At 66.1% G+C, this 18,982-nt stretch carries 15 protein-coding genes; 4 read left to right on the top strand and 11 right to left on the bottom strand.

The window, feature by feature from the left end:
• The first annotated feature begins 397 nt into the window (after positions 1–397).
• Complete coding sequence (leuS, locus tag WBB07_RS26060; protein WP_526312045.1) at positions 398–3,253, top strand: leucine--tRNA ligase; 2,856 nt, start codon at positions 398–400, stop codon at positions 3,251–3,253.
• Here the strand turns inward: leuS and WBB07_RS26055 are convergent.
• Positions 3,250–3,915: an SDR family oxidoreductase gene (locus WBB07_RS26055; protein WP_526312043.1), complete on the bottom strand. Its 666-nt coding sequence runs from the start codon at positions 3,913–3,915 to the stop codon at positions 3,250–3,252. The two genes, leuS and WBB07_RS26055, sit on opposite strands and share 4 nt — an antisense overlap.
• Before the next feature lie 65 nt (positions 3,916–3,980).
• On the opposite strand from WBB07_RS26055, the gene ggh reads away from it, so the two are divergent.
• Positions 3,981–5,321 (top strand): glucosylglycerate hydrolase, encoded by a 1,341-nt coding sequence (gene ggh / locus WBB07_RS26050; RefSeq protein ID WP_526312041.1) that lies wholly within the window; start codon positions 3,981–3,983, stop codon positions 5,319–5,321.
• Here ggh and WBB07_RS26045 read toward each other — a convergent pair whose 3' ends face one another.
• From WBB07_RS26045 to WBB07_RS26000, 10 genes are all read right to left on the bottom strand, one after another.
• Positions 5,322–5,795, bottom strand: coding sequence for a MarR family winged helix-turn-helix transcriptional regulator (locus tag WBB07_RS26045; RefSeq protein WP_526312039.1), 474 nt, complete (start codon positions 5,793–5,795; stop codon positions 5,322–5,324). It abuts the gene before it with no gap.
• Between the two features lie 62 nt (positions 5,796–5,857).
• Positions 5,858–6,592, bottom strand: coding sequence for an amino acid ABC transporter ATP-binding protein (locus WBB07_RS26040; protein ID WP_526312037.1), 735 nt, complete (start codon positions 6,590–6,592; stop codon positions 5,858–5,860).
• A complete protein-coding gene (locus WBB07_RS26035; protein WP_526312047.1) occupies positions 6,592–8,334 on the bottom strand; it encodes an ABC transporter substrate-binding protein/permease in 1,743 nt (580 codons plus the stop codon). Before WBB07_RS26035 ends, WBB07_RS26040 begins: the two co-directional genes overlap by 1 nt.
• Before the next feature lie 87 nt (positions 8,335–8,421).
• A complete protein-coding gene (locus WBB07_RS26030) occupies positions 8,422–9,090 on the bottom strand; it encodes a GntR family transcriptional regulator (RefSeq protein ID WP_526312035.1) in 669 nt (222 codons plus the stop codon).
• Positions 9,091–9,311: 221 nt separating this feature from the next.
• Positions 9,312–10,106, bottom strand: a complete 795-nt coding sequence (locus tag WBB07_RS26025; RefSeq protein WP_526312033.1) for an LLM class F420-dependent oxidoreductase — start codon at positions 10,104–10,106, stop codon at positions 9,312–9,314.
• Between the two features lie 38 nt (positions 10,107–10,144).
• Positions 10,145–12,235, bottom strand: a complete 2,091-nt coding sequence (locus tag WBB07_RS26020) for a PhoX family protein (RefSeq protein ID WP_526312031.1) — start codon at positions 12,233–12,235, stop codon at positions 10,145–10,147.
• A gap of 147 nt (positions 12,236–12,382) precedes the next feature.
• Positions 12,383–13,300 carry an Rv0045c family esterase gene (locus WBB07_RS26015; RefSeq protein WP_526312029.1) on the bottom strand — a complete coding sequence of 306 codons (918 nt, stop codon included), beginning with the start codon at positions 13,298–13,300 and terminating at the stop codon, positions 12,383–12,385.
• A gap of 86 nt (positions 13,301–13,386) precedes the next feature.
• Positions 13,387–14,460: an inositol-3-phosphate synthase gene (locus tag WBB07_RS26010; RefSeq protein ID WP_526312027.1), complete on the bottom strand. Its 1,074-nt coding sequence runs from the start codon at positions 14,458–14,460 to the stop codon at positions 13,387–13,389.
• Positions 14,461–14,508: 48 nt separating this feature from the next.
• A complete protein-coding gene (locus tag WBB07_RS26005; protein WP_526312025.1) occupies positions 14,509–15,054 on the bottom strand; it encodes a PadR family transcriptional regulator in 546 nt (181 codons plus the stop codon).
• Between the two features lie 210 nt (positions 15,055–15,264).
• Positions 15,265–16,134 (bottom strand): DUF1707 domain-containing protein, encoded by an 870-nt coding sequence (locus WBB07_RS26000; RefSeq protein WP_526312023.1) that lies wholly within the window; start codon positions 16,132–16,134, stop codon positions 15,265–15,267.
• Between the two features lie 81 nt (positions 16,135–16,215).
• Between WBB07_RS26000 and WBB07_RS25995 the strand changes: the two genes are divergently transcribed.
• Both WBB07_RS25995 and WBB07_RS25990 read left to right on the top strand, forming a co-directional pair.
• Complete coding sequence (locus WBB07_RS25995) at positions 16,216–16,638, top strand: DUF5318 family protein (RefSeq protein WP_526312021.1); 423 nt, start codon at positions 16,216–16,218, stop codon at positions 16,636–16,638.
• Positions 16,639–16,771: 133 nt separating this feature from the next.
• Positions 16,772–18,982 (top strand): transglycosylase domain-containing protein (locus WBB07_RS25990; protein WP_526312019.1); only part of this gene is annotated, 2,211 nt, incomplete at its 3' end.

Here is an 18,982-nt window from a genome sequence, read left to right as displayed (position 1 = left end):
GTACGGGGCCGACGCCGGACTGATCGACCATCGGAGCCGGGGCCGGCGGCGCCGGCAGCGTGGGCTCCGCCGTAGCGGTCCCGGCCAGGACGAGCATCCCGGCGATACCTGCGGCGGCACCACCCATGAGCACCCGAGCCGGGAGTTTGTCGAACATGGCCACGCGTTCCTCTCCAGCGTAGGTGGGGTGTCGTCGTGAGAATCACGCTCGCCAGCCCAGGTCAGGGGCCGACTGTATCCAGGGTTCGGCCGGCTTCTCCAGGGGTGCGGAGCAGCTGGAACCGAGCTGGGACCAACTACTGATGTGTCCGCAATGGAACCGAGACGAAGCCGTGACCGCCGCGGGGCGGGTGGCCGCTGTTTTTGGCCCCCGGTGCAGGCCTTATACCCTGTCTGCGTGACCGACTCCCCGACTCCTGCAGCCGACGCTGACACCCCTGCCTTCCGCTACTCGGCGGAGCTGGCCGGCCGGATCGAGCAGACCTGGCAGCTGAACTGGGAGCAGCGGGGCACCTTCCACGTGCCGAACCCGGTGGGGTCGCTGGCTCCGGCCGACGGTGCCGCGGTGCCGGCCGACAAGATGTTTGTCCAGGACATGTTCCCGTACCCGTCCGGTGACGGGCTGCATGTCGGTCACCCGCTGGGATACATCGCCACCGACGTCTACGCGCGGTACTACCGCATGCAGGGCCGCAACGTGCTGCACGCGCTGGGGTTCGACGCGTTCGGGTTGCCGGCCGAGCAGTACGCCGTGCAGACGGGTACTCATCCGCGGATCCGGACCGAGGCCAATATCGTCAACTTCCGCCGCCAGCTGGGTCGGTTGGGGTTGGGTCACGATTCGCGGAGGAGCTTCGCCACCACCGATGTCGACTTCTACAAGTGGACGCAGTGGATCTTCCTGCAGATCTTCAACGCCTGGTTCGATCCCGACGCCAACCGGGCCCGCCGAATCGATGAGCTGATCGCCGAATTTGATTCTGGCGCAAAAACACTCGATGACGGTCGGCAGTGGTCTGAGTTGTCGAAGGCGCAGCGCGCCGAGGTCGTCGACTCCTACCGGCTGGTCTACCACGCCGATTCGATGGTCAACTGGTGTCCCGGGCTGGGTACGGTGCTGGCCAACGAGGAAGTCACCTCTGACGGTCGCAGTGACCGCGGCAATTTCCCGGTGTTCCGGAAACGGCTGCGCCAGTGGATGATGCGGATCACCGCCTATTCGGATCGGTTGCTCGACGATCTCGACAACCTGGATTGGCCGGACAAGGTCAAGGCGATGCAGCGCAACTGGATCGGCCGTTCGGTGGGCGCATCGGTCGCCTTTGGCTCGGCCGCCGGCGACATCGGGGTGTTCACCACCCGGCCCGACACCTTGTTCGGCGCCACATATCTGGTGCTGGCGCCCGAACATGAGTTGGTGGACGCGCTGGTGGCCGAGGTCTGGCCGGCCGGTGTCGACGCCCGCTGGACCTACGGCGCCGCCGATCCCGCTGCCGGGGTGGCGGGCTACCGCGCGGCCATCGCGGCGAAGTCGGATCTGGAGCGCCAGGAGAACAAGGCCAAAACCGGGGTGTTCCTCGGGGCCTATGCCGTGAACCCGGTCAACGGCGCGCAGGTGCCGATCTTCATCGCCGACTATGTGCTGGCCGGTTACGGCACCGGCGCCATCATGGCGGTGCCCGGCGGCGACCAGCGGGACTGGGACTTTGCCACCGAGTTCGGCCTGCCGATCGTGGAAGTGGTTGCCGGCGGCGATATCTCGGAATCTGCGTACTCCGGAGACGGTGTGATGGTGAACTCCGGCTACCTCGACGGGATGGACGTGGCGTCGGCCAAGGAGGCTGTCACCGCCCGCCTGGAGGCCGACGGCCGCGGCCAGGGTCGCATCGAGTTCAAGCTACGGGACTGGCTTTTTGCCCGGCAGCGGTACTGGGGTGAGCCGTTCCCCATCGTCTACGACGCCGACGGTCGTGCGCATGCCGTACCGGAATCGTCGCTGCCGGTGGAACTTCCGGATATCCCGGACTATTCACCGGTGATGTTCGACCCCGAGGATGCGGACAGCGAACCGTCGCCGCCGTTGGCGAAGGCCACCGACTGGGTCAACATCGAACTGGACCTCGGTGACGGGCTGGCGCCGTACACCCGAGACACCAACGTGATGCCGCAGTGGGCCGGCAGCTCCTGGTACGAGCTGCGCTACACCGACCCGCACAACCCGGATGCATTGTGCGCCAAGGAGAACGAGGCGTACTGGATGGGTCCGCGGCCGGCCGAGCACGGTCCGGACGATCCCGGGGGAGTGGATCTCTACGTCGGCGGTGTGGAGCACGCCGTGCTGCACCTGCTGTATTCGCGCTTCTGGCACAAGGTGCTCTTCGACCTGGGTCATGTCTCCTCGAGCGAGCCGTACCGCAGATTGGTCAACCAGGGATACATCCAGGCCTTTGCCTACACCGACGCCCGGGGCTCCTATGTGCCCGCCGCCGAGGTGGTCGAGCGGGACGGCAAGTTCTTCTGGACGGGCCCGGACGGTCAGGAGCAAGCGGTCAACCAGGAGTTCGGCAAGATCGGCAAGAGCCTGAAGAACTCGGTCTCGCCGGACGAGATCTGTGACAACTATGGCGCGGACACCTTGCGGGTCTACGAGATGTCGATGGGTCCGTTGGAGGCGTCGCGACCGTGGGCGACCAAGGATGTTGTCGGCGCACACCGGTTCCTGCAGCGGGTGTGGCGACTGGTGGTGGACGAAGCGACGGGCGAGTCCAGGTTCAGCGATGACACGCTCGACGAGGCGACGTTGCGGATTCTGCACCGCACCATCGACGGGGTTTCCGACGACTACGCCCACCTGCGCAACAACACCGCGGCGGCCAAGTTGATCGAGTACACCAACTTCCTCACCAAGGCGGGAGTCACCGCCCGGGCCGCGCTGGAGCCGCTGGTGCTGATGACCGCCCCGTTGGCGCCGCACCTGGCCGAGGAGCTGTGGCTGCGTTTCGGCTTCGACACCTCGCTGGCTCACGGCCCCTTCCCGGTGGCCGACCCGAGCTATCTCGTCGACGACACCGTCGAGTACCCGGTGCAGGTCAACGGCAAGGTCCGCGGCCACATCACGGTGCCGGCCGCCGCGGACAAGGGCTCTGTCGAATCGCTGGCCCTCGCCGATGAGAAGGTGCAGGCGTTCCTGGCCGGCGCGGCACCCAAGAAGGTGATCGTGGTGCCGGGCCGGCTGGTCAACCTGGTGGTCTAGCGCGGTCTGAGCACTATTTCGTGCAGGTGCGCCTCGGGCGGGGTGGTGGCGGCCTGCGCGACGACGGCGGCGACGGTCTCCGGTCTCAGGAATGCTGACGGGTTGTAGTCGCCGCCGTCGTAGGCGACCAGGTCGCGCTGCATATCGGTGTCGATGCGGCCCGGGTGGATCGAGGTGACCCGGAGGGCGGGTTCGTCGGCGCGCAGCGAGTCGGCAAACGCGCGTAGCGCGAACTTGCTCGCCGAGTACGCCGCCATCCCCGTGGACACGTTGCGTCCCGAGCCGGAGTTGATGAAGATCACCCGCCCCGGTGCGGCGCGCAGTGCCGGCAGCAGCGCCAGTGTCAGGGCGACGGCCCCGATGACGTTGACCTCGAAGGTGGCCTGCCACTCTTCCACGCTGGATTCACCGACCCGGCCCGGGTACATCACGCCGGCATTGTGCACCAGCACGTCCAGTTCGGTGAGCACTTCGCTGCTGGCCTCGACGGAGGTGGGGTCGGTGAGGTCCAGCGGCCAGGTGGTCGCCCCGTGCTTGTCGGCGACGGCGTCCAGCTCCGCCGACGGCCGGCCGGCCAGCAACAGGGTGTGGGTGGGGGCGAGGGCGTCGGCGATGGCGGCCCCGAGGCCCCGGGAGGCGCCGGTGATGAGCGCGGTTGGCATGGGTCAAAACCCTAATGCAGGGACTCCGGCGAGCGGACCGGCGCTGCGGGTCGCAGAATGGTCGCGTGGCTCCCGATCCCAGTTTTGCGCCGACGCAGCTCGCGGCCCGCGCCGCCTATCTCCTGCGCGGCAATGACCTCGGGGTGATGACGACGGCTGCGCCGCTGCTCTATCCGCATATGTGGAGCTGGGATGCGGCGTTTGTGGCTGTCGGGCTGGCGCCGCTGTCGGTTGAACGTGCGGTGGTCGAACTCGACACCTTGTTGTCGGCCCAGTGGGGCAACGGCATGATCCCGCACATTGTTTTTGCCAACGGTGTCGACGGCTACTTCCCCGGTCCGGCGCGCTGGGCGTGTTCGGCGCTGACCGCCGACGCTCCGCGGCTGCGGCACACCTCGGGTATCACGCAGCCGCCCGTGCATGCGATCGCCGTGCAGCGGATCCTCGATCATGCGCGCGCCCGGGGTCGTTCCACCCGGGCGGTCGCCGAGGCATTCCTGGATCGGCGGTGGGGTGATCTGGTGCGCTGGCACCGCTGGCTGGCCGAGGCCCGCGACCAGGAACAGCACGGCCGGATCACGCTGTACCACGGCTGGGAGTCCGGCATGGACAATTCACCACGCTGGGATGGGGCGTACGCCAACGTCATTCCCGGTGTGGTTCCGGAGTATCAGCGTGAAGACAACAAGATCAACACCGACTCCACCCAACGGCCGTCGGACGATGAATATGACCGCTATCTGTGGCTGCTGGAAGAGATGAAAGCGGCCCGCTACGACGATGCCCTGCTCTCGAAGACGATGAGCTTTGCCGTCGAGGACGTCTTCGTCTCCGCGATCTTCTCGGTCGCCTGCACGGTCCTGGCCGAGATCGGCGAGGACTACAAGCGGCCGCATGCCGATGTTCGGGATCTGTACGCGTGGGCTGACCGGTTCCGTGCGGGTGTCATCGAGACGACGGACCAGAGAACCGGTGCGGCAAGGGATTACGACGTTCGCGAGGGGCGCTGGGTGGCCACCGAGACGGCAGCGCAGTTTGCTCCGCTGCTGTGCGGCGGATTGCCGCATGACAAGGAACGGGCGCTGCTGCGGTTGCTCGAAGGACCGCGGTTCTGTGGCCACCCCGACCTGAAGTATCCGTTGATTCCGTCGACGTCACCGGTTTCGCGTGACTTCCGGCCGCGGGAGTATTGGCGGGGTCCGGTGTGGCCGGTGCTGACGTGGCTGTTCTCGTGGTGCTTTGCTCGACGCGGATGGGCAGAGCGCTCGAATACGTTGCGCCGCGAGGGATTACGTCAAGCCAGCGATGGCACGTTCGCCGAGTACTACGAGCCGTTCACCGGGGAGCCGCTGGGGAGCATGCAGCAGTCGTGGACGGCGGCGGCGGTGCTGGATTGGCTCGGTTGATCAGGCTTTCTGGGTGGCCAGCTTTTCCAGCGGCTGCAGGGCGCGCTGGAGTGTGCCGAGTTCCTCGACGTCGAGGCCCTGCAGCAGTGCTGCCAGCGCCGCGCAGCGGTTGCTCAGCGCCTCGCGGTGTTCGGCGTGACCTTTCGGGGTGATCTCGACCAGTACGGCGCGCAGGTCCGATGGGTCGCGGGTGCGTTTCACGAGGTCCAGCTTCTCGAGCCGTCGAATCGCCACGGTGGTGGTGGGGGTTCGCACCTTCTCGTGGGTGGCGAGTTCGGTCATCCGCATCGGGCCTTGGTCGAGGAGCGTGACGAGGATGGACAGCTGGGCCAGTGTCAGATCGTCGGCCGGGGTGGCGGCGACCTTGTCTCCCCGGCGCAGGACGGTGAACAGCTTCGACAACGCGCGGTGCAGACCTTGGGCAAGGTCGTTCACGTCCGCTACGTCAGTGACGACGCCTTCGGTCTCCGTCATAGTTCGCTAGTCTAACCTGTCAGCGGCTGTCAATCTCCGGGAGCGAGGCAGATCCGGGAAAGCTACAGCACTTGTGACAGGAAGCGTTGGAGGCGATCGGTCTCGGCCGCCTCGAACAGCTGATCCGGCGGGCCGGCCTCGACCACGGCGCCGTGATCCATGAACACCACATTGTCGGCGGCTGACCGCGCAAACCCCATCTCATGAGTGACGACCACCATTGTCATCCCGTCGGCACCCAGGTCGGCGATCAGCGCGAGGATGCCCTTGACCAGTTCGGGGTCCAGCGCGGAGGTCGCCTCGTCGAAGAACATCACCTGAGGTGACATCGCGAGGGCCCGGGCGATGGCGACGCGCTGCTGCTGGCCGCCGGACAAGGTGGTGGGCCGCACTTCGGCTTTGTGCCGCAACCCGACCCGCTCGAGTTGGCCGAGCGCCAGCTCGCGGGCCGCTTCGGCGGACATCTTCTTGAGCTTGCGTGGCGCCAGTGTGACATTGTCGATCACACTGCGGTGCGGAAACAGGTTGAACTGCTGGAACACCATGCCGATTCGCTGGCGGAGGTGGTCGGGATCGTCGGCGAGTACCGATCGGCCGTCGAGCAGGATGTCACCGCGGTCGGGTTCGTAGAGCCGGTTGAGCGTGCGCAGCAAGGTCGACTTGCCCGACCCCGACGGGCCGATGACAGCTGTGGTGGTGCCCGCAGGCACTTCCATATCGACCCCGCGGAGCACCGCGTTGGGGCCGAAGGCAAGGTGAATATCCTTGGCCTGCAGGGCCACTGGTTCAGCGGACATCAGACTATCTCCGGAGCGGTCGTCGGGTTCAGGGGTTCTTCGGATGCCGGTCGACCGCGCCGCAGCCTGGCGTCGATGTAATTCACCAGGTGTGTCAGCGGAATCGTCAGTGCCAGGTAGAACAGCCCGGCCGCCACCAGCGGCGAGAGGCTTCCGGTCTGCGCGTTGAGATCTCGGCCCACCTGGAACAGTTCGCGCTGGCTGGCGATCAGGCCCAGGAAGTACACCAGCGAGGAGGCTTTCAGCAGTGAGATGAACTGGTTGACCAGGGCCGGCAGCACGCGCCGGATTCCTTGCGGAATCACCACCAGTTGCATCGACGACGAGTAACTGAACCCGAGGGCCCGAGAGGCTTCCATCTGGCCGGCTTCCACGGATTGAATGCCGGATCGCAGGATCTCCCCGACGTAGGCGGCGGCCATCAGACCCAGGGCGGCGATCCCGAGCGGGTAGGGGTTGTTGCCGGTGAGCCCGCCCACCACCGGGCCGAAGCCGAGCCCGATGATCAGGATGATCACCACTTCGGGCAGGCCTCGGAAGATATCGGTGTAAACCCTTGCCGGCCAGCGCAACCAACGTGTCCGCGAGATCCCGGCGACTGCCAGCGCGAGCCCGAGTACCAGACCGATCACGGCGGCGCTGACGGTCAGGATCAAGGTGTTGGGCAGCCCGGTCTTGAACAGGTCGGGGATGGCCTGCTTGTAGAGCTCCCAGGAGAAGAAGGCGTCACCGAGCTGGGACAGCGTCGATTTCGGTTCGGCCGCTGCCGGGGCCTGCTCACCCTGCTGGTGCGGGGCGGCGATCGCCGCGAAGTCCGGGAGCTGGGGCGCCGGCGCCGCTTTGGATCCCGGTTTCCATCCGGGCGGAACTGCCCGTGGTACCCAGTCGGCGTACAGCCGCGCCCAGGTACCGTCGGCGATCACCGCGTCCAGCCCGGAGTTCAGCGCGTCGATCAGTGGGCGGTTCCCGGAGGCGACGGCCCAGGCAACGAAGTTGTCCAGGCTGAAGGTGTTTTCGATGATCACGGCAGGATCGCCGGGACGCACAGTGCCGCTTGCCTGTTGGGAGGGCGCCACCCAGGCGTCGATCTGCTTGGTCCGCAGGCTCGCGTAGACGGTGTTGTAGTCGGGGAACTTCACCGGGTCCAGGCCGAGCGTGTCGACGACGTAGGCTTCTTGCACGGTGCCCTGCACGACGCCGATGCGCTGGCCGGGAGCCAGGTCGGAGAATCCGGTGATGGGTGACCCGGTGGGGACAACAAGCGAGAAGTAGCCGAAGTCGTAGCCATTGGTGAAACCCACGGTCTGGCGACGGGCATCGGTGGTGGTGATCGACGATGATCCGACATCGAAGCGTCCGGACGCGACTTGGGCGAGCAGGCCGGAGAAATCGGTGCCGACGAAGTTGATCCGCAACCCCAGTTTGTCGGCGACGGCGCGCAGCAACTCGTTGTCGAACCCGGTGAACTGGCCTGCGGCGTTGATGCAGATGCTCGGCGGTGCGTCCGAGAGTGTGCCGACGGTCAGGGTGCCGGGTGTGCCCAGACCCAGTGTTGTGACGTCGACGGTGTCCAACGGGATCACCGAGTCGGTGGTGTATTTGTCCTCGCCGCCGCCTGTGGCGGCGGCGAGGTTTGTCGGTAGCGCGCTTGCGGAGTTGACGCCCGGTGGGGCGCACTGGTCAGCCGCCGCTGCCGGTGGCGCCAGCGCCAGACCTGCCACGATCAGGATGGATGCGACGATGACCGTCAGCCGACCGGCATAGAACCTCACCGTGAGCAACCTAGCGCGTGGCCCCCACCCTGCGCGCGGTTCAGCTCAGCTGATTCCTCAGACGGCAAAAGCCGGCCGGCTCAGCACCCCTCGTCGTCGCAGCTCGTCGAGCATCACCCGCGCCATCAGCCGGCTGCGCTCGAGGTTGGCGCCGCGAGCCCCGTCGACATCATGGGTGCGGATGGCCTCGGTCTCCTGCTCGTACAGGGCCAGCAGCCCGTCGGAACTGCCGAGGTACACCCCCCAGAAGTCACGTGGGATGAAACTCTGCAGCGCCAGGATGCTGGCGCGCAGGCGCGGGCCCGCATATTCGCTGTAAATCGCCCTCCGGTATTCCCAGCCGGCGTCGTTGAACGAATGGTTGTTGAAGGCGCCTCGCAGCGCGGGCATCACCGCGTCGAGCCGGTCGATCACCCGGGACTCGGGGTCGGCGGCCGCTCGCGCCGAGACGATGGCGTTCAGCGTTCCGTAGATCTCGTGATATTCGTGAACCACGGACTCGTCGAATCGTTCGACGAAGGCCCCACGGTGATACCGCGTGCTCAGGATGCCGTCGTGCTCGAGCTGCACCACTGCCTCCTGGATCGGCACGCGACTCAGCCCGAGCGCATGGGCGATCTCGTTCCGGTCGATGCGATCACCGCTGCGTAGTTTCCCGGTGAGAATCAGGTTGACGACATGGCCGACGACCAGATCCTTTTCCTTCACCCCGTATTTTTTTGGCATTTCAACTCCCCCAGGTCAGCGCCGACAAGCGCGTACCCCTCTGATACTGCCGTTCCCGAAACGGCTCCGCCCCATATTTGCTGTATTTATCTTGCCGAGACTAATCGTCTCGTTTCTGACAGTGCACGTCAGGGGCGGGATGGGTCAGAAGTTCACAGGAAACTCATGGCCATTTGGCGGGTTCTGCCAGCTGATTCGGAGTCCAGATCGGGCCCGTTCGGTCAGCCGTTGGCACGCCGGTCGCGCCAGCCGACGAGTGCTTCGGCGGGGCTCAGGTCGTAGTCGGGACCGTTGACGCCGATGGTCAACAACGTCACGCCCAGCGCTGCGAGCGCATCCGCTTCGGCGAGCATGTTCTCGATACCGCCCTCCGGCACCCCGGCGGATCGTTCGATGGCCTCCGGCGTCCGGCCGACGGTGGCGCAATGCCTCCCCAGCACCTCGGCCTTGGCCGGGTAGGTGTCGCGGTCGGTGAACCCGTGCCAGATGTCGGCATGTTCGGCGACCAACCGCAGCGTCTTCTTCTCACCCTGACCGCCGATCAGGATGGGGATATGTCGCGTCGGCGCCGGGTTGAGCTTGTCGAGCCGGGTCCGGATCCGCGGCAGTGCGGTCGCCAGGTCGTCCAGCCGGCTACCGGCGGTGCCGAAGTCGTAGCCGTACTCGTCGTAGTCCTTCTGCTTCCACCCCGAGCCGATCCCGAGGATCAGCCGGCCGTCACTGATGTGGTCCACGGTGCGCGCCATGTCGGCGAGCAGGTCCGGGTTGCGGTAGGAGTTGCAGCTGACCAGTGCGCCGAACTCGATGCGTGAGGTCTGCTCGGCCCAGGCAGCCAGCATTGTCCAGCATTCGTAGTGTGCACCGTCGGGATCGCCGTAGAGCGGGTAGAAGTGATCCCAGTTGAAGGCGATGTCGACGCCGATGTCCTCACATCGCCGTACGGCGTCCCGGAGGTGGCGGTACTCGGGGGAGTGTTGCGGCTGGAGTTGCACACCGATGCGCAGGGGTTGGGCCATGACACCCAAACTAGCCGCGTGGCAACGGGTACCCGCGGTCACACGCCGATGTCACCGCCGTCCCGCCACACCGCCACCACCGACGGCTTGGCGGGGGAGTCGCCGCCGTCGGGCCAGTGGGAGAGCGGGTTGTCGATGCTGTGATCATCACCTTCACCGGGGTGTTGCACGGCCACGAGCACCAGATCGTCGCGTACCACTGGCCCGCATGTCTCCGCGCCGATCGGCACCGTGAGGAACAGTTTCGTCTCGCCTCGGCTGGCGCCGTCGAGGGCCACTGCGTACAACCCGTCGTTGAAGTCCAGCGCGCGGGTGCTGTCGGTGGATATCCACAGGTTGCCGTGGGTGTCGAAGGTGACGTTGTCCGGGCAGGTGATGGGGCTCACGGCGGTCTTGTCGAATCCGGCGAAGTAGGTGTCGGCGGCGGCGGGGTCGCCGCAGACCAGCAGCAGTTCCCAGGTGAAGTCGGTGCCTGCGTGGTCGTCGGTGATCTCGAGCACCTGGCCGTTTTTGTTGTTGTGGCGCGGATTGGCGGCATCGGGCAGTGGTTTGCCGTCGGCGCCGCGGTCTTTGTTGTTGGTCAGGGCGACGTAGACCTTGCCGGTGACCGGGTTGGTCTCGAAATCCTCCGGACGGTCCATCTTGGTTGCGCCCGCACGGTCGCCGGCGAATCGGGTGAACACCGAAACCTCTTGCGGGGTGAGCCCGGAGACCAGCGATTCGGCCGTACCGTCGGGACCGGAACGCAGCAGCGGTACCCAGGTCCCGGTGCCGTTGAACTTGCCCGACGACGGCAGCGTGCCGGACCCGTCGATCTCCTCGGGCGGGATGTCACTGGACAGCTTGGCGACGTACAGCGTGCCTTCGTCGAGGATCGTCATGTTCGCCGCGATTGCCGCCGGATCATTACCCGGCTGAACCTTTTTCGAGGAGACGAACTTGTACATGTAGTCGAAGCGCTCGTCGTCGCCGGAGTAGGCGACCACGGTTCCGTCGTCGGTGACGTGAATGGTGGCGCCCTCGTGCTTGAAGCGGCCCAGGGCGGTGTGCTTCACCGGTGTCGATTCCGGATCCCACGGATTGACTTCGACGATATAGCCGAATCGGTTGGCCTCGTTGGCGGTTGCGGCCAGATCGAAGCGTGGGTCGAAACGTTCCCACTTGCGCTCGCTGGGTTCCCAGGCGATGCCGTAGCGGTCCATCTGGTCGGCGGCGGTGGGAGCGGGCTCGGGCGCCCCATCGGGGACCCCGAAGTACTGGTTGAAATTCTCCTCCCCGGACAGGACGGTGCCCCACGGGGTGAGCCCACCGGCACAGTTGTTCAGGGTGCCGGCAACGGTGCGACCGGTCGGATCGGCTGCGGTGCGGACAAATTCGGTGCCGGCAGCGGGCCCGGTGAGGGTCATCGGGGTGTCCGCGGTGATGCGCCGGTTGTAGCGGCCCATCACCGGCACCAAGGCCCCATCCTGGCGTTCCACCTCGACGACCGTCATGCCGTGAGCCGCGATGCCGACATCGAACTGATCGCGGGTGGGATTGTCCTCGTCATAGCCGGGGAACATGTAGATCTCGGTGGTGTACTCGTGGTTGACCACCATCAGGTACCGGCTGTCCTGGCCGGGGATCGGCAGCAGTTCGGTGAAATCGTTGTTGTAGCCGAACTGTTGGCGCTGGGCGGCACCGGTCTGGGCGGCCACGTCGAACGTCGGTGCTTGGGGCAGTACTGGGTCGCCCCAGCGGATCACCACCTGCTGCCGGTAGCCGTCGGGGACCACGACAGCGTCTTCGCTGTTGGGGGCGATCGAGTCGAATCGCATTCCGGCCGGTGATTCCGGCGGAGCCGCATTCGCTGAACCGCCCTCGGAAGAGGTTGCACTGGTGGGTGTTTCGCCGCTGGCGCAGGCCGCAAGTGCGGATCCGGCGCCTACCGCCAACACGGTGACACCGCCGGCTCGCAACATCGAGCGCCGCGTCATCACCTGGCGTACGACGTCACCGAAGTATTCGTTGTCGCTGGTGTTGGGAACGGGGTGGGCACACGCGTCGCCGCATTTGTAGCGGCAGGTGACACGTTGCCGCGAGGACTTCCCGTTGTGGTTGACAAACAAATTCAACGGCACGAGCGCCATGAATACGGTTCCTTCCGGCCGGATTCACCGGCCGGGGCTGGCGACCGGGACCCGCCGAAACTACGGGAGCCGAGCGAGCAGCTGTCGATCAACTGGTTAACAGCCGGCAACAAAATGGTGTGGCCGGGCGGTTGGAGGCCGAAACCGCTAGGGGAGTAGGCGGCGCAGGATCTCGATCAGCAGGTGGGGCTGGTCGCTTTGAACCGAGTGACCGGAGTCGGCGACCATGATGGTGCGCTGGAAGCCGGGCGCGTCCTGGGCGAATTGCTCGGCGTCGGCGTCGTTGACAAAGTGTGAGTTCGCGCCACGGACCAGGGTTGTCGGCATGGTGATGGCGGGGACGTCGTCCCAGAGTCCTTCGAAGCCGTCACCGTTGCGGAACGAGTCGTAGCGCCAGGTCCAGGTACCGTCGTCGAGGCGCTTGGAGTTGTGGAACACGCCGCGCCGCAAGGATTTACGGTCACGGTGTGGCGCTGCGGCCACTGTGATGTCGAGCATGGCGGCGAAGCTGGGGAAGGTGCGGTCGCCCTGAACCAGGGCGACGGTGCCCTTTTGGGCGTCGGTCATCTCGGTGTGGCGGGCGGGGGCCGACGGGGTGACGTCGACGAGTACCAGCTCAGGTACCAGGTCGGCGGCGGTGGCCGCGATGCGCAGTGCGGTGAGTCCGCCCAGTGACATGCCCACCACCAGGGTGGGGGAGGGGGCGTGTTCGCGCAGCACCGGGATCAGTGTTTCGGCGCTGCGTTTGGGTCCGTAGTCGCCGTCCTCGCGCCAGGCCGAGCGGCCGTGGCCGGGAAGGTCGACGGCCAGAGCGGGTGCGCCGAGGCCGAGGATGACGGTGTCCCAGGTGTGCGCGTTCTGTCCACCGCCGTGCAGGAACAGCACTCGCGGGGGTTCGGCGCCGAACTTCAGCGCGCTGATGGCGCCGGTGTCGATGCGCTGGACCGGTGGCAGCGGGCTGTCGATGCCTGCCTGCTCGGCGTTCTCGGGAAGCAGGGCAAATTCGTCCAGCGACGGCAGGTCGTCATCGGTGATGTTGCCGTCAGAGATGTTGGGGTGCGCCACCTACTTGTTATATACGTTGAGATTGTGTCCACACGGGAAAAGAGCGCTCAAGGCTCCACGGTGGACACAATCTCAACGACAGGTGTTCAGCCCTCGATGTAGGTTTCGAGCTGCGCGCGGGCCACATCGTCGGGCAGCTGCTTCGGCGGGCTCTTCATCAGGTAGGCCGAGGCTGCTTCGACGGGGCCACCGATGCCGCGGTCCATGGCGATCTTGGCGGCACGCACCGCGTCGATGATGACGCCGGCGGAGTTCGGCGAGTCCCACACCTCGAGCTTGTACTCCAGGTTCAGCGGCACGTCACCGAAGGCGCGGCCTTCCAGGCGTACGTAGGCCCACTTGCGATCGTCGAGCCAGCCGACGTGGTCGGACGGGCCGATGTGGACGTCCTTGGTGTTGAACTCACGCTGCAGGTTGGAGGTGACGGCCTGGGTCTTGGAGATCTTCTTCGACTCCAGCCGGGTGCGCTCCAGCATGTTCAGGAAGTCCATGTTGCCGCCGACGTTGAGCTGCATGGTGCGGTCCAGCTGCACACCGCGGTCTTCGAACAGCTTGGCCATCACGCGGTGGGTGATGGTGGCACCGACCTGGCTCTTGATGTCGTCGCCGACGATCGGCACACCGGCGTCGGCGAACTTCTTGGCCCACACCGGGTCAGAGGCGATGAAGACGGGAAGGGCGTTGACAAAGGCCACGCCGGCGTCGATGGCGCACTGGGCGTAGAACTTGTCGGCCTCTTCGGAGCCGACGGGCAGGTACGACACCAGGACGTCCACCTCGGCGTCCTTGAGTGCCTTCACCACGTCGACGGCCTCGATGTCGGAGATCTCGATGGTCTCGGCGTAGTACTTGCCGATGCCGTCGAGGGTGGGGCCGCGCTGGACCGTGACGTTGGTGGGCGGAACGTCGGCGATCTTGATGGTGTTGTTCTCCGAGGCGAAGATGGCCTCGGACAGGTCGAAGCCGACCTTCTTGGCGTCCACGTCGAACGCGGCGACGAACTTGACGTCCCGGACGTGGTAGCGGCCGAACTTCACATGCATCAGGCCGGGAACGGTGGAGTTCTCATCGGCGTCCTTGTAGTACTGCACACCTTGGACCAATGAGGACGCACAGTTGCCGACGCCGACGATGGCGACCCGGATGTCCTGTTCAGTCATGGACGTTTCCCTTCAATCCGTACTTCGAAATCTTGTTTGACGTGTTTGTCAAGGTTGATCGGTGAGACCTTGTGTCCCACGTTCGGTGGCGATCAGCTCGTTGAGCCACTTCACCTCGCGTTCGCTGGACTCCAGCCCGAGCTCGTGCAGCTGGCGGGTGTACCGATCGAACGAACTGCTGGCCCGCGTGACGGCTTCACGTAGGCCTTCGCGGCGCTCTTCCACCTGGCGACGGCGCCCCTCCAGAATCCGCATCCTGGCTTCGGCCGGGGTGCGGTTGAAGAAGGCCAGGTGCACACCGAAGCCGTCGTCGGTGTAGTTCTGCGGGCCGGTGTCGGCGACGAGTTCGGTGAACCGCTGCCGTCCGGCGTCGGTGAGCTGGTAGACGCGGCGAGCCCGTCGCACCTTGATGGTTCCCTCCGGAGCCGCATCCTCGACGATGAGCCCGTCGGTCTGCATCCGGCGCAGCGCCGGGTACAGCGAACCGTAGGAGAAGGCGCGGAAAGCGCCCAGGAGTCCGGTGAGCCGCTTACGTAGCTCATAGCCGTGCATGGGTGATTCCTGCAGGAGTCCGAGAATGGCCAGCTCCAACACCTCCGATCACCTCCTTGCTCGACCGTTACGGCGGTTCGACACCTCGCGAAATAGTATCGCGCCGATATATACACCGCTACATCGGGACGACCACTCGATGACCTCAACTGACGCCCAAACGCACGTTTGGGCGCAAAACGGCAGGAAGAAACCGCCAAAACGTCGATCTCGGCGTGAGGCGCGCCCAGCGAGGGGCCAGGCGCCCAGCGACTAAGGCCGGGCCGGCGCGATCCGCTTGATCGTCAGATCGCCGTTGAGGTCGATGTAGCCGCTGTTACCGAACTGCGGGGACACGTAGACGCTGATCTCGATCGCCTCGGGCGGGGCCGTCATATCGCCGTTGGGCTCGATGTTGACGTGGATGGACTTGACCTCGCCCGGATCGATCCCCACCGTCTCCGGCGCGCCGCGGATGATCCCGACCAGCGCCGGCACATCGAACGCTCCGAGGTCGACCACCCGGGCGTCGGAGCTCGTCGATGTCTCGCTCGGGTCACCCCAGCCACCGCGATAGGAGTAGCGCAGGGTCCGCCGCGGCTCGGCGGGGTCCGGGCGCTCCAACGAGGCGTAGTCGGAGAAGATCGTGAGGTCGTATCCGGCGGTGTCGCCGAACTTCTGCCGCATCTGTTCGAACAGGCCGGTCAGCCCGCCGAGCGAGTGCAATTGCCGGGGCGGGGTCAGCACCGTGGCCGGGATGCCGTCGGCCTTGGCGCCCGGGTCGCTCTCGAAGCTCAGCGGCGAGCTGGTGTTGCCGTACAACCCCCAGCCGATACCGATGCCGAGCAGCACCAACACCGCGCCGACGGCGACGCGCAGACCCCAGCCGAGACCGGGGCCGGGACCAGGCCCGGAGGGCGGTTTCTTCAGGTCGGGCAGCTTGACCGGAGCATTGTCGTTCTGCAGATCGGCGACCAGCACGGCGAGTTCGCCCAGGGTTGCCGCCGCCGTTGCCGCGGCCACCCGCTGCCGGTGTTCTTCCATCGACAGTTGGCCGTCGGCGAGGGCGCTGTCGAGGACCGCGCAAGTGTTGTTGCGGTCGATGTCCTTGGCCCGGGTACCTGCTGATTGCCGCGTCACCACGCGATGATCGTAAGAGCTCGACGCAGGGCGTGACGGGGTGATCGTCGACCGGTGCTCATATCACCGACGTACTCTTGTTTCGTGCGACTGCAGCGACAAGTGGTGGACTATGCGCTTCGGCGGCGTTCTCTGCTGGCCGAGGTGTATTCCGGTCGCACAGGTGTCACCGAGGTCTGTGACGCCAACCCCTACCTGCTGCGGGCCGCGAAGTTTCACGGGAAACCCAGTTCGGTGATGTGCCCGATATGCCGAAAGGAACAGTTGACATTGGTGTCCTGGGTCTTCGGCGATCATCTGGGCCCGGTGTCAGGCTCGGCGCGTACCGCCGAGGAGCTGGTGCTGTTGGCCACCAAGTTCGATGAGTTTTCCGTACACGTGGTGGAGGTTTGCCGCACTTGCAGTTGGAATCATCTGGTCAAGTCGTATGTGTTGGGCGCGCCGAAGTCTCCGAAGGCGCCCCGCACTCGAGCAGCGCGCAAGGGCGCGCGGACAGCCAGTGAATAGCCCGGGACCACACGACCGTCCAGCTTCTGATAACCAGCCAGGGTCAGCAGGACGGCATGAGCGGGAGACAACCCGACTGCCCTCGAACCAGCCTCAGAACCCGCCGCGGCGTCGCGCCGCGGTGCCGCCGGATATGCGGCCGACGTCGATCATCCCGCCGGTCCGCGACTCGACCCCGGATCCGCGTCTGCGGGATCCGATCGACGTGGTCAAAGCAGCATTGGACGGCACGCCGCCGCCCCCTCCGCCACCGGCCGGTCGTACCGGCGGTCCGGCCGGCGGCGGTGGCGACAAGCCCCCGCGCAAGCCGTCGCAGATCAACTGGAAATGGGTGCGCCGCAGTCTCTACGCGTGCGCTGCCGTTCTGATCCTGCTGCCGTTGGTCACTTTCGGTATGGCCTATTTCATCGTGGAAGTGCCTAAACCGGGTGATATTCGCACCAACCAGGTGTCGACGATCCTGGCCAGCGACGGCTCGGAGCTCGCCCGCATCGTTCCGCCGGAAGGTAACCGGGTCGACGTCAACATCGACCAGATCCCGGTGCATGTCCGGGACGCGGTGCTGGCCGCCGAGGACCGCGACTTCTACTCCAACCCGGGCTTCTCGTTCACCGGGTTCCTGCGCGCCACCAAGAACAACCTGTTCGGCGGCGATCTGCAGGGCGGTTCGACGATCACGCAGCAGTACGTCAAGAACGCTTTGGTCGGCGACGCCCGCTCCGGTGTGGGAGGGCTGATCCGCAAAGCCAAAGAGCTGGTGATCTCGACCAAGATGTCCAGCGAATGGTCCAAAGACCAGGTGTTGCAGTCGTATCTGAACATCATCTACTTCGGCCGCGGCGCCTACGGCGTGGCGGCGGCCTCTCAGGCCTACTTCGCCAAACCGGTGGATCAGCTGACCGTGGCCGAGGGCGCGCTGTTGGCGGCGCTGATCCAGCGGCCGTCCGGGCTGGACCCGGCCATCGATCTCGAGGGCGCGACGGACCGCTGGAACTGGGTGCTCGACGGCATGGTCGAGATCGGGGCGTTGTCACCGCAGGATCGGGCCGAGCAGGTGTTCCCCCCGACGATCCCGCCGGATCAGGCCAGTACCGCCAACCAGACCACCGGGCCCAACGGGCTGATCGAGCGCCAGGTGATCGCCGAGCTGTTGGATCTGTTCGACATCGACGAACAGCAGCTCAACACCGAGGGCTTGCAGGTCACCACCACCATCGACCCGAAGGCGCAGTCCGCCGCCGAAGCGGCGGTCACCGAGACCCTCGATGGTCAGGAGCCCGACATGCGCGCGGCGGTGGTGTCGGTGGACCCGAAGACCGGCGCGGTGAAGGCCTACTACGGCGGATCAGATGCCAACGGGTTCGATTTTGCGCAGGCCGGCTTGCCCACCGGTTCGTCGTTCAAGGTGTTTGCGCTGGTCGCTGCCCTGGAACAGGGCAAGGGTCTGGGTTACCAGGTGGATTCGTCGCCGCTGACGGTCAACGGCATCGACATCAGCAACGTCGAGGGCGGCAGCTGCGGCACCTGCAACATCGCCGAGGCGTTGAAGCGGTCGCTGAACACCAGCTACTACCGGCTGATGTTGGAGCTCAACAACGGCCCCGCCGATGTTGCCGATGCCGCGCATCGGGCGGGTATCGCCGAGAGCATCCCGGGTGTCGAGCACACCCTGTCGGAGGACGGCCAGGGCGGTCCGCCCAACAACGGCGTGGTGCTCGGGCAGTACCAGTCCCGGGTGCTCGATATGGCTTCGGCGTACGCCACGCTGGCCGACTCGGGTGTCTACCACCGGCCGCATTTTGTGCAGAAGGTGGTCAATGCGCAGGGGCAGGTGTTGTTCGACGCCGACAGCGAGGACACCGAGGGTGAGCAGCGCATCGAGAAGGCGGTCGCCGACAACGTGACTGCCGCGATGCAGCCGATCGCCGGCTACTCGAACGGCCACAACCTGGCCGGCGGCCGGGCGTCTGCGGCCAAGACGGGCACCAATCAGCTCGGTGACACCGGTGCCAACCGGGACGCGTGGATGGTCGGCTACACCCCGTCGTTGTCGACGGCGGTGTGGGTGGGCACCACGGGCGGCGACAAGCCGCTGGTGAACCAGTGGGGTTCCCCGGTGTACGGGTCGGGTCTGCCGTCGGACATCTGGAAAGAGACGATGGACGGTGCGCTGCAGGGCACCGATACCGAGACGTTCCCGAAGCCGACGGAGATCGGTGGTTACGCCGGCGTTCCTGCCGCCCCGCCGCCGCGTCCGACGCCCACCGCGCCGCCGACGCCGGAGCCGGGCACCGTCATCCAGCCGAGTATCGAGATCGCGCCGGGCATCACGATTCCGCTGGGG

Origin of the sequence: Mycobacterium sp. (assembly GCF_049647605.1) — a bacterium.
Lineage (GTDB): Bacteria > Actinomycetota > Actinomycetes > Mycobacteriales > Mycobacteriaceae > Mycobacterium.
The sequence above is the reverse complement of the archived record's forward strand: the minus strand, read 5'-3'. Positions and strand labels throughout refer to the sequence as shown.